The 16,978-nt window shown below is 70.1% G+C and carries 7 protein-coding genes; 5 read left to right on the top strand and 2 right to left on the bottom strand.

What is annotated here, in order from left to right; all coding sequences use genetic code 11:
- Window positions 1–6: 6 nt before the first annotated feature.
- From fabG to K4G22_RS13595, 5 genes are all read left to right on the top strand, one after another.
- Complete coding sequence (fabG, locus tag K4G22_RS13615; RefSeq protein WP_228080494.1) at window positions 7–753, top strand: 3-oxoacyl-[acyl-carrier-protein] reductase; 747 nt, start codon at window positions 7–9, stop codon at window positions 751–753.
- Between the two features lie 45 nt (window positions 754–798).
- Complete coding sequence (locus K4G22_RS13610; protein ID WP_228080493.1) at window positions 799–1,530, top strand: 2-hydroxychromene-2-carboxylate isomerase; 732 nt, start codon at window positions 799–801, stop codon at window positions 1,528–1,530.
- 100 nt (window positions 1,531–1,630) lie between these two features.
- Window positions 1,631–1,900 carry an acyl carrier protein gene (locus tag K4G22_RS13605; RefSeq protein WP_228080492.1) on the top strand — a complete coding sequence of 90 codons (270 nt, stop codon included), beginning with the start codon at window positions 1,631–1,633 and terminating at the stop codon, window positions 1,898–1,900.
- A 16-nt stretch (window positions 1,901–1,916) separates the two neighbouring features.
- Window positions 1,917–3,137 (top strand): cytochrome P450 family protein, encoded by a 1,221-nt coding sequence (locus tag K4G22_RS13600; protein WP_228080491.1) that lies wholly within the window; start codon window positions 1,917–1,919, stop codon window positions 3,135–3,137.
- A 286-nt stretch (window positions 3,138–3,423) separates the two neighbouring features.
- Entirely contained in the window at window positions 3,424–3,816 is a 393-nt protein-coding gene (locus tag K4G22_RS13595; RefSeq protein ID WP_228080490.1) for a hypothetical protein, read from the top strand.
- 61 nt (window positions 3,817–3,877) lie between these two features.
- Here the strand turns inward: K4G22_RS13595 and K4G22_RS13590 are convergent, their stop codons facing one another.
- Window positions 3,878–5,104, bottom strand: a complete 1,227-nt coding sequence (locus K4G22_RS13590; protein WP_228080489.1) for a cytochrome P450 — start codon at window positions 5,102–5,104, stop codon at window positions 3,878–3,880.
- An 86-nt stretch (window positions 5,105–5,190) separates the two neighbouring features.
- The gene (locus K4G22_RS13585; RefSeq protein WP_228080488.1) at window positions 5,191–16,971 is read right to left on the bottom strand and encodes a non-ribosomal peptide synthetase; all 11,781 of its coding nucleotides are present in this window, start codon (window positions 16,969–16,971) and stop codon (window positions 5,191–5,193) included.
- Window positions 16,972–16,978 lie beyond the last annotated feature (7 nt).

The raw sequence follows: 16,978 nt of genomic DNA, 5'->3' as shown, positions 1-16,978 counted from the left end.
CAACCCATGTCGGAAAACAGCCAGCGGGTCGCGTTGATCACCGGCGGCTCCCGGGGTATCGGCCGCGCCACGGCGCTGCGGCTCGCCAGGGACGGCTATGACATCGCCTTCTGCTACGCCTCGGACGGCTCCGCCGCCGAGCTGTTGGAGAAGGAGCTGACCGCACTCGGCCGCCGGGCGCTCGGAGTCCGCGCCGATGTCGCCGACGGCGCGGCCGTGCGTGAGCTGGTCGCCCGCACCGAGCGGGAGCTCGGCCCCGTCGACCTGGCCGTCGCCTCGGCCGGCATCACGCGGGACAACCCGCTGCTGCTGATGACCGACGAGCAGTGGCACTCCGTCCTCGACGTCAACCTGGACGGGGTCTACCACCTCAGCCGGTCGGTGGTCTACGAGATGATGAAGCGCAAGTCCGGCACCATCGTGAACCTCTCCTCGGTCGCCGGGGTGCACGGGCACGCCGCCCAGTCCAACTACGCGGCGTCCAAGGCCGGGATCATCGCCTTCAGCAAGTCGCTGGCCCAGGAGGTCGGCCGCTACGGCATCCGCGTCAACGTGGTCGCCCCCGGCTTCATCGAGACGGACATGACCGCGGCGGTCGACGAGAAGTTCCTCAAGGACGCCCGCAAGCAGATCGCGCTGCGCCGCCTCGGCACCGCCGACGAGGTGGCCGACCTGGTGTCCTTCCTCGCCTCCGACCGGGCCGCCTATGTCACCGGCTCGGTCTTCCACGTGGACGGCGGCATCCGCCTGTGACCGCGCGGCACCGTCCCCACCCGCCCCTACCCCAGGGAGACTGAGATGTCCGCAGCGACCAAGCCGGGCAAGGGCCCGCGCTGGTACTTCTCGTTCCGCAGCCCCTACTCCTGGATGGCCTACCGGGAACTGACGGAAAACCACCCGGAGATCGCCGACACCATCGAGTGGATCCCGTCCTGGAACCCGGACGAGCTCACCGAGAAGACGCTCGCCGACCGGGGCATCCGGCTGCCGTTCGTGGCGATGTCGAGGGAGAAGGACTTCTACATCCTCCAGGACACCGCCCGGCTGACCAAGGCCCGCGGCTGGCAGATGCGTTGGCCGGTGGACCGCGACCCGCACTGGGAGGTCGCGCACCTGGCGTACCTGCTGGCGGTGGACGCGGGCCAGGGCCGGGCGTTCGCCGACAAGGTGTACCAGGCGCGCTGGGAGCGCGGCGAGAACATCAGCGACCGTGAGCTGATCGGCCGGATCGGCGGCGAGGTGGGCCTCGACCCGGAGCGGGTGGCCACCGCGGCCGACGATCCGGCGTTGCGCGAGCGCGGCGTCGCGGGACTGGCCAGGGGGCACAAGGACGGCGTCTTCGGGGTGCCGTTCTTTGTCGCCGGGCGCGACAAGTTCTTCGGCGTCGACCGGTTCCGGGCCTATGTGGCGGTGCTCGGCGGGGCCGAGCTCTCCGACCCGTCCGACCAGTCCTGGCTCGGCGCCATCGCCGACCGGGCCGATCTTGAGGTTCCGCAGCAGGACGCCGGGCACGCCGGCGGCTGCGGCTGACCCGCCCAGGGCGGGCTGTCACCCGCCCCTTCGAAACGTCCGGCGCGACAAGCCGGTCCAGCAGACCCAGCAGATTCAGCAGATCCAGGAGAGAGACCCCATGAACGCCGCCAAGACCGTGGACAAGGCCGAACTGCGCGCGCTGGTCGCCCAGGTGCTGGACCTCGACGAGGAGGTCATCACCGACGAGGCCCACTTCATCGAGGACCTCGGCGTGGACTCGCTGCTGGCCCTTGAGCTGGCCGTCGCCATGGAGCGCGAGTACGAGATCAAGATCGAGTCCACCGAGATCGCGCAGGTCACCAGCCTCCGCGACATCATCGGCCTGCTCGGCCAGAAGACGGCCGCCGCCCCGGCGGCCGAGGGCTGAGCTCCAGGGAGACCTCATGAGCAGCACGCGACCCCTCTCCAAGTACTGGATGCTCACCAACGAGTTCACCCAGAACCCCTACCCGATGCTGGAACACCTGCGGGCGGAACGGCCGGTGACGGAGTTCCCGTTGCCGGACGGCCAGCGCATGTGGGTGGTGACCCGCCACGCGGACGCCAAGGTCGCGCTGTCCGACACCAGGCTGAGTCGCGACATCCACCTCCAGTACGAGCAGATGTCCAAGGAGGCGGGGCGGACCATCCTGCCGCCGCCCGAGGAGGCCAACCACCTCGCGAACCTGGACCCGCCCCGGCACACCCCGCTGCGGAAGGCGATCAGCTTCGCCTTCACCCCGAAGCGGACCGAGTCGATGCGCGCCAGGGTCGAGGAGGTGTCCGACGAGCTGATCGACCGGATGACCGGCCAACCCGCCGATCTGATCGAGGGGTTCGCCGACCCGCTGCCGGTGATCATCATCGCCGAGTTGATGGGCGTGCCGACCCACATGTGGTCGGAGTTCCTGCGCTGGTCGGTGGCGCTGCACACGCACTTCGCCGCCGACCCGTCGGCGGTGGCCGACCGGCAGGCCAACATCCGCGAGCTGTCGGACTACCTGTCGGGACTCATCGAGGAGAAGGAGAAGGAGCCGGGCGACGATCTGCTCTCGGCGCTCATCCACGCCGACGAGGACCGTCGGCTGACCAGGATCGAGATCCTCTCCACCGCCTTCGCCCTGATGTCCGGCGGGAACGAGACCACGGCGACGCTGCTCGGCGGCGTGCTCGCCACCCTGCTCACCCACCCGGCGGAGCGGGAACGGCTGTTGGCCGACCCGAAGAGCTGGAAGAGCTCGATGGACGAACTGGTGAGGTTCGTCAACCCGCTCACCACCTCGCTCCAGCGGGTCACCACGGCGCCGGTCGAGATCGGCGGGGTGGAGATTCCCGCCGGCGAGACGGTGGTGGTCAGTGTCCTTTCCGCCAACCGGGACGAGGAACAGTTCCCCGGCTGCCCGCACAAGCTCGACCTGGACCGCCCCAAACCGGCCCAGATGAGCTTTGGTTTCGGTATCCACTACTGTTCCGGAGCGCATCTGGCGAAGCTCATCACCGAGGTCGGAACGCGCCGGATGTTCGCCCGCCGCCCCGAAATCAAGCTGGCTGTCGACCCGTCAGAACTGCGCTATCTCCAGCGCATTGGGGTGCGACCGCTGGAACGGCTCCCGGTGGTCTGGTGAATATCATCCTCAGGGCGTAGCGGCGCTAGCTTCAGGGATGATCCGGCGGGACAGCCCGGCGGGAGACGATAGTTCCGGCAGAGAACCGGGACGGTCGCAGGAAAGAGGAATTCGGATGTCTACGCTGGCTGGACTCCGCAGGCGCATCGCAAAGCATCCGTTGGTCCAGACGTTGCCCGATGTGCCGAGATGGGCCAAGATCTCGGCAATCGCGGTGCCTCTGCTCAACGTTCCCTCGGTCCTGTGGCGAATGGCTCTGGTCGCCAGAATTCCGGTCCACCAGGAAATGAATCTGTACTGGTGGGAGTATCCGTATCTGATAGTGATGAGCGGCGCCCAGTTCGGCGCCGCGTGGCTCACCCTGGGCCTTGTGCAGTCCTGGGGTGAGGTGGCGCCGCGCTGGATTCCGCTCATCGGCGGCCGGAAGGTGCATCCGCTGGCCGCCGCTGTGCCGGCGGTGGTGGGCGGCCTGCTCGTCCTCGGCGGCTGCGTCTACGCCGCCTGGGGCGTGCACGCCGGCTATGGCACCCCCATCTCGGAGATGACCAGCCCCGGCTTCCAGCGCGTCGCGCTGGTCGGCGCCTATGTGCCGCTCGCGGCCTGGGGGCCGCTGGTGGCCGCGCTCGGCGTCCACCACTACCGCCGCCGCACCAGGCGGACCGAGCTCCAGCCCGCCTGAACCGCCGACCGCCCCGGCCCGCCGCGACAGACGTCGCCGGCGGGCCGGGGCGGTCTCGCGTTCAGGACCTGGCGGTCAGGGTCAGCGGCAGCTGGCTGATGCCGGTCAGGAAGTTGGAGTGGATGCGCCGCACCTCGCCGCTGACGGCGATCGAGTCCACCATCTCCCGCACGCTCTCCAGCAGCGCGCCGATCTCCACCCTGGCCAGATAGGCCCCCAGGCAGAAGTGCGGCCCATGGCCGAAGGTCAGATGCTTGTTCGGGGTCCGCGCCAGGTCGAAGGCGTACGGGTCGGGGAACGCCTCCTCGTCCCGGTTGGCCGAGCAGTTCCAGAGGGTCACCGCCTCGCCCGCCGGGATCAACTGGTCGCCCACCGTGGTCTCGTACCTGGCGACCCGCCCGAAGTGCAACGTCGGGGTCATCCAGCGCAGCACCTCCTCCGTCGCCGTCTCGACGGCGACCTCGCCGTCGCGCAGCGCACGCCACTGCTCCGGATAGCGGGTGAAGGCCTCCATCGCGCCGATCATCGACAGCCGGCTGGTCTCGTCGCCGCCCAGGATCAGGCTGTAGCAGTTGAGGACGATCTCGTCGTCCGTCAGCTCCTTGCCGTCGATGGTCTCCGTCGCCAGCACGCTGATGACATCGTCCCTGGGGTCGAAACGGCGCTGGTCGGCCAGGCCGGAGAAGTACATCAGGATCTCGTTGCGGGCCAGCCGCGCGTCCCGGTCGGTGGCCGCCGCGTCGTCCGAGCTCAGCGCGGACTTGTTGAGCCGCAGCAGGAACTCCTGGTCCTCCTCGGGCACGCCGAGGAGCGCGCAGATGGTGCCCATCGGGATGTGCGCGGCGACGTCCTTGGCGAAGTCGCACTCCCCGTCGGCCACCACGGCCCGCACCCGTTCCCTGGTGGTGCGCCGCACCTGCTCGGCCACCCGGTCCAGGGCCCGGGGGGAGAACGCCTTCAGCAGCACCGCGCGCAGCTGCCGGTGCCGGCGCCCGTCGGTGACCGCCAGCATCTTCCCCGCGGCCGAGTCGCCGCCGTTCAACAGCGTGGTCAGCACGTTGCCCCGGGAGGAGATGAACCGTTCGTTGTCCCGGTACACCGCCAGCAGGTCGGCGTAGCGCGACAACACCCAGAAGGCCGGGCCGTTCTCGGTCTCCGGATGCCGGAAGACCGGCCGCCTGGTGCGCAGCAGCCGCCAGTAGTCGGCCAGGTCCCTGGTGCTGTGGGTCATGGGGTCGGCGAGGTTGATCGTCTCGAGTTCGTCGATGGTCAGGGTGGCAGTCGTCATCGTTCCCGTTGTTCCCGTTCCTTGTTCCGTCAGGAAGGAGCCGGGTGGGTGGGCGGCCCGCCGACCGTCCACCCACCCGACTCGGCTCAGAGCCGGTCCAGCCGCTCGGCGACGATCCGGCCGACCTCGCCCATGGGGCCAGGCCGCATGATCTCGCCGTGGCTGCACGCCACCTGGTGGGTCTCGACCCGCTCCTCGGCGAACGGTCGCCAGGCGTCCAGGTGGTGGCGGACCAGGTGCCGGTCGGCCAGGGGATCGGGGGTGGCCACGAAGGCCAGCACCCGGGCGCGCAGCTCGGCGCCGTGCCAGGTGTCCTCAAGACGCCGGTTGTTGGCGGTGACCGCGGCGATCCGCGGCACATGGCGGCGTTCGAGACCGGCCAGCGCGCTGCCCTCCCGCTCCAGGACCTCCCAGACCCTGGCCGGGTCGAGCGGGCCTTCGCCCAGGCTGGCGGGCTCCACCCCGACGGCGTTCAACAGCCCGTCGAGGATGTCCTGTTCGTCGACCTCGGGGACGTCGCCGACCACCTCGGACTCGGCCACGGCCGGCAGCTTGTCCAGATAGACCAGCAGGCCCACCTCCTCGCCGGCGCGCTCCAGCTCGACGGTCATCGCGTGCGCCACGTTGGCGCCCATCGACCAGCCCAGCAGGTGGTAGGGGCCGTGCGGCTGGACCCGGCGGATCTGCGCCACGTAGTCCCTGGCCATCTCCGCCATATCGGCCGGCAGCGGCTCGTCCCGGTCCAGGCCACGCGCCTGGAGCCCGTAGACCGGGCGGTCCTCGACATGTCGCAGCAGCCCCGAGTAGGCGGAGCTCAGCCCGGCCACCGGATGCACACAGAACAGCGGGGCCCGGGAGCCACCGGTCCGCAGCGGGAGCAGGACGGCGAACGGGTCGTCCTCCTCGACCCCGCCCTGGTCGCTCCGCAGCGTCTCGGCGAACTGCGCCACGGTCGGCGCGTTCCACAGCGTGCGCAGCGGCAGGCTGACCGAGAAGGTGCTGCGGATCCTGGCCACCAGCATGGCCGAACTGATCGAGTTGCCGCCGAACTCGAAGAAGTTGTCGTCGATCGAGATCCGGTCGAGACCCAGCGCCTCGGCGAACAGCTCGCAGAGCAGCTCCTCACGCGGGGTCCGTGGCCCACGCCCGTTGCTGACGGTCGCCTCGGGCTCGGGGAGGGCGGCGCGGTCGAGCTTGCCGTTCGGGGTGAGCGGCAGCGCGTCGAGGACCACGAACGCCTCGGGAACCATGTACTCCGGCAGCGTCTCCCGCACATGGCCGGCCCAGTCCGGGTCCGCCGGCAGCTCGGCGTCGGCGGTCGGCACCAGATAGGCGACGAGCATCGGCGACTTGCCCTCGTCCTCCCGGAGGATGACGGCGGTTTGGGTGAGGTGGGGGTGGGTGGTGAGGGCGGTTTGGATTTCGGCGGGTTCGATGCGGTGGCCGCGGAGTTTGATTTGGTGGTCGGTGCGGCCGTGGTAGTGGAGGGTGCCGTTGGTGGTCCAGGTGGCGAGGTCTCCGGTGTGGTACATGCGGGTGCCGGGTGGGCCGTAGGGGTCGGCGGTGAAGCGTTCGGCGGTGAGGTCGGGTCGTTTGTGGTAGCCGTGGGCGAGGCCGTGGCCGGCGATGTAGAGGTTGCCTGGGGTGCCTGGGGGTTGGGGTCGGAGGTGGTTGTCGAGGATGTAGACGCGGGTGTTCCAGATGGGGTGGCCGATGGGGGGGTTGGTTACGTGGGTGGGGGTGATGGGGGTGGTGGTGGACCAGATGGTGGTTTCTGTGGGTCCGTAGAGGTTGTGGGTGGTGTGGGTGTGTTGGGTGAGTTGGTGGGCGAGGTGGGTGGGGAGGGCTTCGCCGCCGGTGAGGGCGTGGAGTTGGTTGAGGGGGTTGGGTTGGGTGGTGGTGTGGGTGGTGGTGAGGGTGTGCCAGAGGCTGGGGGTGGCTTGGAGGGTGGTGATGTGGTGGGTGTTGATGAGGTGGGTGAGTTGGTGGGGGTCGCGGGTGTCGTTGCGGGTGGCGAGGGTGAGGGTGGCGCCGGTGGTGAGGGGGAGGTAGATCTCTAGGGCGGCGATGTCGAAGGCGATGGTGGTGACGGCGAGGAGGTTGTCGTTGGGGGTGAGTGGGTGGGTGGTGTGGGGGATGGAGGTGAGGAAGTTGGTGAGTGCGTGGCGGGGGATGGTGACGCCTTTGGGGCGTCCGGTGGAGCCTGAGGTGTAGATGGTGTAGGCGGGGGTTTGGGGGTGGATGGTGGGGGTTGGGTTGGTGGTGGGGTGGGTGGTGAGGGTGGTTTGGGTGGTGGGGTTGTCGAGGTGGGTTTGGGGGATGTGTGGGGGGAAGAGGTGGGTGTGTTCTGTGGTGGTGATGATGTGGGTGGGTTGGGTGTGGGTGGTCATGTAGGTGATGCGGTCGGGTGGGTAGGTGGGGTCGATGGGGAGGTAGGCGGCTCCGGTTTTGAGGGTGGCGAGGAGTGCGGTGGGGAGGTGGTGGGTGCGGGGGAGTGCGATGGCGATGTGGGTGCCGGGTTGGGTGCCTTGGGTGGTGAGGTGGTGGGCGAGTTGGTTGGCTTGGTGGTTGAGTTGTTGGTAGGTGAGGGTGGTGTTGTTGGTGGTGAGTGCGGGGTGGTTGGGGGTGTTGGTGGCGTGGTGGTGGAAGAGGTCGAGGAGGTCGTCGTAGGGGAGTGGGTGGGTGGTGTTGTTCCAGTCGTGGATGATGCGGTGGTGTTCCTCGGTGGTGAGGATGGGGGTCTGGTTGGTGGGGGTGGTGGGTGCTTCGGTGAGTGTGGTGAGGATCTGGGTGAGGCGGTCGGGCAGGAGGCGGGCCTCGTCCTCGGGGATCAGATCCGGCCGATACCCGATCCGTACGCTGAGGCCGCTGGCCGGGGTCACGGAGAGCGTCAGCGGGTAGTGCGTCGAGTCCTCGCCGTCGAAGTCGGCGATCCGCAGCCCCTCCGAACCCTCGCGCAGTCCGTCGGCGTCCAGCGGGTAGTTCTCGAAGACCAGCAGGGTGTCGAAGAGTTCGGGCAGTCCGGTGAGGGCCTGCACGTCGGTCAGTCGCAGGTGCTGGTGTTGGAGGAGCTCCGCCTGCTGCTCCTGGAGGCGGGTGAGCAGGTCGGCGAGTGGTTCCTCGCCGTTGAGGCGGACCCGGACGGGCAGGGTGTTGATGAAGAGTCCGATCATGGACTCGACGCCGCGCACCTCCGGGGGGCGGCCGGCGACGGTGGCGCCGAAGACGACGTCGTCCCGGCCGGTCAGCCGGCCCAGCAGCACCGCCCAGGCGGCCTGCATCACGGTGTTCAGCGTCACGCCGCGGGCGCGCGCGGTCTCCTGGAGCCGCGAGTACAGCTCGTCGGGGAGCTGCGTCTCCCACTGCACCGGAGTGGCCGATGTCCGGCTGGACTCCGGCGGCGCGATCAGCGTCGGCTCGGTGACGCCGTCCAACACCTGGCGCCAGGCGGCCTCTCCGGCCGCCTGCTCCTGGCGGGAGAGCCAGGTCAGATACTCCCGGTAGGGCGGCACCTGCGGCAGCCCGGCCGGGTCGCCGCCCCGCTGGTAGGCGGTGAACAGCTCGTTGAGCAGCAGCGGCGTCGACCAGCCGTCCAGCAGGATGTGGTGGTTGTTGAGGATCAGCGACCAGCGGTCGGCGGCCAGCTTGACCAGGGTGAAGTACAGCAGCGGGGGCGCCGTCAGATCGTAGGAGCGGAACCTGTCCTCGGCGATCAGCCGGTCGAGCTCCGTGGCGCGTTCGGCCTCGGGCAGCGCCGAGAGGTCCACGTCCGTCCAGGGCAGCGCCACCTCGCGGTGCACCACCTGCACGGCCTGCCCCGAGCCCAACCGCACGAAGCCGGCCCGCAGGTTGGCGTGCCGACGCAGCACCGTCAGGGCTGCCGCCCGCAGCGCCGCGCGGTCCACCGCGTGGTGCAGCGTGAACACCGACTGCGTGGCGTACACGTCGTCCTCGTCGCCGTCCTCCAACTGGGCGTGGAAGAGCAGCCCTTCCTGGAGCGGCGCCAGCGGCAGGATGTCCTCGACGGAGGTGGGGTCGCCCGCCTCCAGGGCGGTGATCTCGGACTGGCCCAGCTTCACCAGCTCCAGATCGGACGGCGTGCGCCCACCGGCGCCCGGCTGGTCGACATGCGCCACCAGGGCGCGCAGGGCGCGCACCCAGGTCGCCGCAAGGCCCTCGATCTCCGCCTCGTCGAACAGCCCGGAGGCCCAACGCCAGTCGGAGGTCAGCTCCGGTCCCTCGGCCTGGTCCACCGCCGAGGCCAGGATCTCCAGACCCTGCGCCACCGGCATCCCCGGGTCGTCGCCGCCGATCTCGCCGCCCTCGCCGGCCGGCGACCAGTCCTCGCCCCTGGCGGCGCCACCCGCGCCCCAGCGGCCCAGGTAGTTGAAGCCGACCTGGGGGTCGGGGAAGGCCGCCAGCGCCTGACCGGTCTCCGCGTTGAGATGACGCAGCAGGCCGTGGCCGAGGCCGTTGTCGGCGGCGGCCCGCAGCTGCTCCTTGACCCGCTTGACGGCGGCGCCGACGGCGGGCCCGCCGTCCCACACCTCGGCCCAGTCCAGCCGCCCGGCGTCCAGCGGCACCGGGTGCTCGGCGGTGAACCAGCCGACCGTCCTGGTCACATCGGCGCCCGGTACCAGCTCCTCGCGGCCGTGGCCCTCCAGGGCCAGCAGCAGACCGGTGGCGGTGTCCCCCGACGCGTGGCGGTGCTGGGCCACCGCCACGGCCAGGGCGGTGAGCAGGACATCGTTGACGCCCGCGTGGAAGGCCGCCGGCACCCGGGTGAGCAGCGCCTCGGTGAGCTCGGCGGGGACCGTGACGGTCGTCGAGCGCACGGTGGCCGCCAGGTCCCGCGTGGGGTCGGTCGGCCGGCTGGCCAGCAGCGGCTCGGCGGTCGCCAGGCGCCGCCGCCAGTCCTCCAACTCGGCGACCCTGGCGGGCTCCCCGGCGGCCTCGACCAGCCCCTTGGCCCAGGTGCGGAACGAGGTGCCCACCGGGTCGAGCTCCGGCTTCCGGCCGGCGCTGACCGCCTGCCAGACCTGGGCGAGGTCGGGCAGCAGGATGCGCCAGGACACGCCGTCGATCGCCAGATGGTGGATCACCAGCAGCAGTCGGCCCTGACGGGCGGGCCCCGCGTCGCACCACAGGGCCTGGAGGAGCACGCCGCCGTCTGGGTCGAGCCGGTCGACCGCCTCCTGGCCCAGCGAGGTCAGCGTGGCGTGCAGCGACTCGGCGTCGGCGTCGGCGACATCGGCTCGGTGGATCAGGGCGTCGGCGGTGACGGCGCCGCGCGGCCTGACGCGCAGCGTCCAGGGGGCGTCGGCCGCCCGGTCCAGCGTCAGCCGCAGCATGTCGTGGTGGTCGACCAACGCCTGGAGGCAGGCCGCCAGTTGCGCCCTGGTCAGCCCGGCGGGCGTGCGGACCACGGCGGACTGGCTGAAGCGGCTGATCGCGGTGGCGTTCTCGCTCAGCCCCCGGATGATCGGCGTCAACGGCACCTCGCCGATGCCGTCGTCAGGGCCGGCGACGGCCCTGGGCGCCTCCCGCTTGGCGACCAGCGCCAGCGCGGCGACCGAACGCTCCCGGAAGACATCCCGGGGCGTGAGGACCAGGCCGGCCTTGCGGGCCCGGGAGACCAGCTGGATGGAGAGGATGCTGTCCCCGCCGAGGTGGAAGAAGTTGTCGTCGACGCCGACGCGCGGGACGTTGAGGATCTCGGCGAAGAGCGCGGTGAGGGTTTCTTCTTGGGGGGTGCGGGGGGCGTGGTAGTCGCTCTCGTTGGTGGTGGGGGGTGTGGGCAGCGCTCGTTGGTCGATCTTGCCGTTGGTGGTCAACGGCAGTTCGTCGAGGTGGATGAAGGCGGTGGGGACCATGTAGTCGGGGAGGGCGGTGGCCAGTTCGCGCCTGAGGTCCTCGGTGGTGGGGGGCGTGGCCGGGTCCTCGGGGACGAGGTAGGCGACGAGGCGTTGGTGTCCTGGGTTGTCCTCGCGGACGAGGGCGGTGGCCTGGCCGACGCCGTCGAGGCGGGTCAACGCGGCGGTGATCTCGCCCAACTCGATGCGGAAGCCGCGGAGTTTGACCTGGTCGTCGGTGCGGCCGAGGTATTCGAGGCTTCCGTCGTGGTGTCGGCGGGCGAGGTCTCCGGTGCGGTACATGCGTTCGCCCGCTGGCCCGTGGGGGTCGGCGATGAAGCGGTCGGCGGTGAGTTCGGGGCGGTTGAGGTAGCCGGTGGCGAGTTGGTGTCCGGCGAGGTAGAGCTCGCCCGGGGTGCCGGGGGGTGTGGGGCGGAGCAGGTGGTCGAGGATGTAGGCGCGGGTGCCGATGGTCGGATGTCCCAGCCTCGGCGCCGGCTGCTCGGCGACCGGGCACACCAGGGTGTCCACGGTGGCCTCGGTGGGGCCATAGGCGTTGTGGGAGACGGTGTCGGGGGCGGCGCGCAGGCTGTCCCAGAGCGCGGCTCCCGATGCCTCGCCCCCCACCATCAGCGTGCGCGGCCGGTGTTCGGGGTTGCTGAGCAGCCCCTCCTGCACCAGCAGCTCGGCGATGCTCGGGGTGACGTCCATCATGTCGATCCGGTGCGCCACGACGTACTCCGCGAGCGCCGCCGTGTCCCTGCGGGTGTCGTCGTCGATGAGGTGGAGGGTGTGGCCGTCCAGTTGCCAGGTGATGGCGTCCCAGAAGGTGTCGAAGGTGAGGGAGGCGGTGAGGGCGGCGTGGACGTGGACGGTGTCCCGGTCCTCCTGTGGGGTCAGCGTGCTCTGGTGGTTGTGGATCAGGGCGGCGAGGTTGTGGTGGGTGACGATGACGCCTTTGGGGAGGCCGGTGGAGCCTGAGGTGTAGAGGAGGTAGGCGGGTTGGTGGGGGTGGTGGGTGGTGGTGGGGTTGGTGGTGGGGAGGGAGGCGAGGATGCGTTGGAGGTGGGGGTCGTCGAGGGTGATGTGGGTGGTGGTTGGGGGGGTGGGGAGGTGGGTGGTGTGGTGGGTGGTGGTGATGAGGTGGGTGGGTTGGGCGTCGTTGAGGATGTGGGTGAGGCGTTGGGTGGGGCCTTGGGGGTCGATGGGGTGGTAGGTGGCGCCGGTTTTGAGGGTGGCCCAGAGGGCGATGAGGGCTTGTTCGGTGCGGGGGAGTGCGGTGGTGATGAGGGTGTCGGGTTGGGCGCCGTGGGCGGTGAGGTAGTGGGCGAGTTGGTTGGCTCGGTGGTTGAGTTCTTCGAAGGTGAGGTGGGTGTTCTGGTAGGTGAGGGCGGTGCGGTGGGGGTGGTGGGTGGCTTGGGTTTCGAGGAGTTGGGTGGCGGTGGGGTGGGGGGTGTTCGGCTGGTCGGTGTGGGTGGTGAGGAGTTGTTCGTGTTCGTCGGGGGTGAGGGTGGTGAGGCGGTGCAGGGTGGTGTCCGGGTCGCGGGTGACCTGGTCCAGCAGCAGGTGGAGACGCTCCGCCAGCCGCTCCACCGTTCCCCGCTCGAACAGGTCGGAGCTGAACTCGATGACCCCGCTGATCCCCGTGGGCTCGCCGCTCCTCCCGTAGTGGTCGTTGAGCGCGAACGACAGGTCGAACTGGGCGACCTGGGCCTCCGACTGGTAGGCGGAGCTGGTGACACCGGCCATCCGCAGCTCGGCCGACTCGACGTTCTGGTAGGCCAACATCACCTGGAACAGCGGGTTGTGGGAGAGGGACCGCTCCGGGTTGAGGTCCTCCACCAGATGCTCGAAGGGGATGTCCTGGTGCGCCAGGGCGCCGAGGTTGGTCTCGCGGACCTGGGCGAGGAGTTCGCGGAAGCTGGGGTTCCCCGAGACGTCGGTGCGCAGCACCAGCGTGTTGATGAAGAAGCCGACCAGGTTCTCGGTGGCCTCGTCGTTCCGTCCGGCGACCGCCGTGCCGATCGGGATGTCCGTGCCGGCGCCCACGGCCGAGAGCAGCGCCGCGACACCGGCGTGCACCACCATGAACGGGGTGGCGTTGGTGGCCTGGGCCAGCTCCAGCAGTCGGGCGTGCAGCTCGGCGTCCAGCTGGACGGGCACGGAGCCGCCCCGGTAGCTGGGCTGGTCGGGACGCGGGTGGTCGGCCGGCAGGTAGAGCTCGGCCGGTGAGCCGTCCAGCGTCTGCCGCCAGTAGGCCAACTGCCCGGCGACGACGCTGTTCTCGTCCTCGGCGTCGCCGAGCAGCTCGTTCTGCCAGAGGGTGTAGTCGGCGTACTGCACCGGCAGCGGCTGCCAGTCGGGCTCCCGGCCCTCGACCCTGGCCGTGTAGGCGAGCGAGAGGTCGCGGCTCAGCGGGGCGGCCGACGAGCCGTCAGCGGCGATGTGGTGCAGTTGCAGCAGCAGGAGGTGCTCCGACGGGCCGGTGGCGAAGAGCACGGTCCGGATCGGGATCTCGCTGGCGATGTCGAAGGCGTGGTCCAGGGCGGCTGCGAGATCCGCGTCGAGCCGGTCGGGGCCGCTGTCCACCAACGTCAGGTCGGGCACCTCGTCGAGGACGACCTGTCGGGGGACGCCGTCCACCTCCTGGATCACGGTGCGCAGGCTCTCGTGGCGGCGCACCACGTCCTGGAGCGCCGCCCCGAGGGCGGCGCGGTCCAGCGCGCCGGAGAGCCGCAGCGGCAGCGAGATGTTGTAGGTGGGGCTGGGCCCCTCCAGCTTGTTCAGGAACCACAGCCGCCGTTGGGCCACCGAGGGCGGGACGATCTCGGGGCGGTCCTTCACCCGGGTGAGCGCGGTCCTGGCGTGCTGCCCGTCCTCGATCAGCTCGTCCAGTCGGCTCGCCAGCAGGCTGACGGTGGGCGCGTCCCAGAGGGTGCGCAGCGGCAGTTCGACCTCGAAGGTGGTGCGCACCCGGCCGATCAGCTGGTTGCCGAGCAGCGAGTTGCCGCCCAGGTCGAAGAAGCGCTCGTCGGTGCCGAAGCCGTCCTCGGCCAGCCGGAGCACCTCGGCGAAGACGCCGTGCACGGCCTCCTCGCGGGCGGTCCGGGGCCGTCGGGAGCCTTCCCCCGAGCCCAGTTCGGGGTCGGGGAGGGCGGCGCGGTCGAGTTTGCCGTTCGGGGTGAGCGGCAGCGCGTCGAGGACCACGAACGCGCCGGGAACCATGTACTCGGGCAGGGCCGCCGCGGCGTGCGCGCGCAGTTCGTCGACGCTCGGCGCTTCGGCGCCGTCGGCCGGGACCACATAGGCGCACAGGTACTGGTGGGCGCTGTCCTCGCCCCGGAGGATGACGGCGGTTTGGGTGAGGTGGGGGTGGGTGGTGAGGGCGGTTTGGATTTCGGCGGGTTCGATGCGGTGGCCGCGGAGTTTGATTTGGTGGTCGGTGCGGCCGTGGTAGTGGAGGGTGCCGTTGGTGGTCCAGGTGGCGAGGTCTCCGGTGTGGTACATGCGGGTGCCGGGTGGGCCGTAGGGGTCGGCGGTGAAGCGTTCGGCGGTGAGGTCGGGGCGTTTGTGGTAGCCGTGGGCGAGGCCGTGGCCGGCGATGTAGAGGTTGCCTGGGGTGCCTGGGGGTTGGGGTCGGAGGTGGTTGTCGAGGATGTACACGCGGGTGTTCCAGATGGGGTGGCCGATGGGTGGGGTTTTTCCGTTGGGGGGTGTGTTGGTGGGGGTGATGGGGGTGGTGGTGGACCAGATGGTGGTTTCTGTGGGTCCGTAGAGGTTGTGGGTGGTGTGGGTGTGTTGGGTGAGTTGGTGGGCGAGGTGGGTGGGGAGGGCTTCGCCGCCGGTGAGGGCGTGGAGTTGGTTGAGGGCGTTGGGCTGGGTGGTGGTGAGGGTGTGCCAGAGGCTGGGGGTGGCTTGGAGGGTGGTGATGTGGTGGGTGTTGATGAGGTGGGTGAGTTGGTGGGGGTCGCGGGTGTCGTTGCGGGTGGCGAGGGTGAGGGTGGCGCCGGTGGTGAGGGGGAGGTAGATCTCTAGGGCGGCGATGTCGAAGGCGATGGTGGTGACGGCGAGGAGGTTGTCGTTGGGGGTGAGTGGGTGGGTGGTGTGGGGGATGGAGGTGAGGAAGTTGGTGAGTGCGTGGCGGGGGATGGTGACGCCTTTGGGGCGTCCGGTGGAGCCTGAGGTGTAGATGGTGTAGGCGGGGGTTTGGGGGTGGATGGTGGGGGTTGGGTTGGTGGTGGGGTGGGTGGTGAGGGTGGTTTGGGTGGTGGGGTTGTCGAGGTGGGTTTGGGGGATGTGTGGGGGGAAGAGGTGGGTGTGTTCTGTGGTGGTGATGATGTGGGTGGGTTGGGTGTGGGTGGTCATGTAGGTGATGCGGTCGGGTGGGTAGGTGGGGTCGATGGGGAGGTAGGCGGCTCCGGTTTTGAGGGTGGCGAGGAGTGCGGTGGGGAGGTGGTGGGTGCGGGGGAGTGCGATGGCGATGTGGGTGCCGGGTTGGGTGCCTTGGGTGGTGAGGTGGTGGGCGAGTTGGTTGGCTTGGTGGTTGAGTTGTTGGTAGGTGAGGGTGGTGTTGTTGGTGGTGAGTGCGGGGTGGTTGGGGGTGTTGGTGGCGTGGTGGTGGAAGAGGTCGAGGAGGTCGTCGTAGGGGAGTGGGTGGGTGGTGTTGTTCCAGTCGTGGATGATGCGGTGGTGTTCCTCGGTGGTGAGGATGGGTGTCCGGCTGGTGGGGGTGGAGGGCGCTTCGGTGAGTGTGGTGAGGATCTGGGTGAGGCGGTCGGGCAGGAGGCGGGCCTCGTCCTCGGGGATCAGATCCGGCCGATACCCGATCCGCAGCGTCAGTTCCCTGGCCGGCATCACCATCAGCGTCAGCGGGTAGTGCGTCGAGTCCTCCCCGGTGAGGCCGGTCACCTGGAGGGTGGAGGTCGAGGCGTTCTCGCTCAGCGAGTCCCCGTCGACGGGGAAGTTCTCGAAGACCAGCAGGGTGTCGAAGAGTTCGGGCAGTCCGGTGAGGGCCTGCACGTCGGTCAGCCGCAGGTGCTGGTGTTGGAGGAGTTCCGCCTGCTGGCCCTGGAGGCGGGTGAGCAGGTCGGCGAGTGGTTCCTCGCCGTTGAGGCGGACTCGGACGGGCAGGGTGTTGATGAAGAGTCCGATCATGGACTCGACGCCGCGCACCTCCGGGGGGCGGCCGGCGACGGTGGCGCCGAAGACGACGTCGTCCCGGCCGGTCAGCCGGCCCAGCAGCACCGCCCAGGCGGCCTGGAGCACGGTGTTCAGCGTCACGCCGCGGGCGCGCGCGGTCTCCTGGAGCCGCGAGTACAGCTCGTGGGGCAGCTCGACGGACAGCTGTTCGGGGGCCCGCGCCGCCCTGCCGGCGCCCGAGGGCGCCAGCAGGGTGGGCTCGGTGACCCCGTCCAACACCTGGCGCCAGGCGGCCTCACCGGCCGCCTGGTCCTGGCGGGAGAGCCAGCTCAGATACTCCCGGTAGGGCGTCACCTGCGGCAGCCCGGCCGGGTCACCGCCCCGGCCGTAGAGTTCGAGCAACTCGCCCACCAGCAGCGGCATGGACCAGCCGTCCAGCAGGATGTGGTGGTTGCTGAGGACCAACTGGTGGCCGTCGGCGCCGAGATCGAGCAGCGTGAACCGCATCAGCGGCGGCTGGCTGAGGTCGAACCGACGGAACCTGTCCTCGGCGAGGAGCCGGTCCAACTCCTTGGCGCGGGCGGTGGGTTCCAGCGTGGCGAGATCCACCTCGGTCCAGGGCAGCGCCACCTCGCGGTGCACCACCTGCATCGGCTCGCCGTTGCGCCGCAGCCGGAACCCGGCGCGGAGGTTGGCGTGCCGACGCAGCAGCGCCTCGGCCGCGGCCCGCAGCCGGTCCCGCTCCAGCGGTCCCTCGATGGTCAGGACGAACTGAACGGTGTAGACGTCGAGTTCTTCGTCAAACGTCGCATGGAACATCATGCCTTCCTGCAACGGTGACAGCGGAAGGATGTCCTCGATCTTCGAGTTGCTCACGTGCTTG

This window comes from Streptomyces profundus, from assembly GCF_020740535.1.
In the GTDB taxonomy this organism is placed as follows: domain Bacteria; phylum Actinomycetota; class Actinomycetes; order Streptomycetales; family Streptomycetaceae; genus Streptomyces; species Streptomyces profundus.
This window is presented reverse-complemented; position numbering and strand designations above follow the sequence as displayed.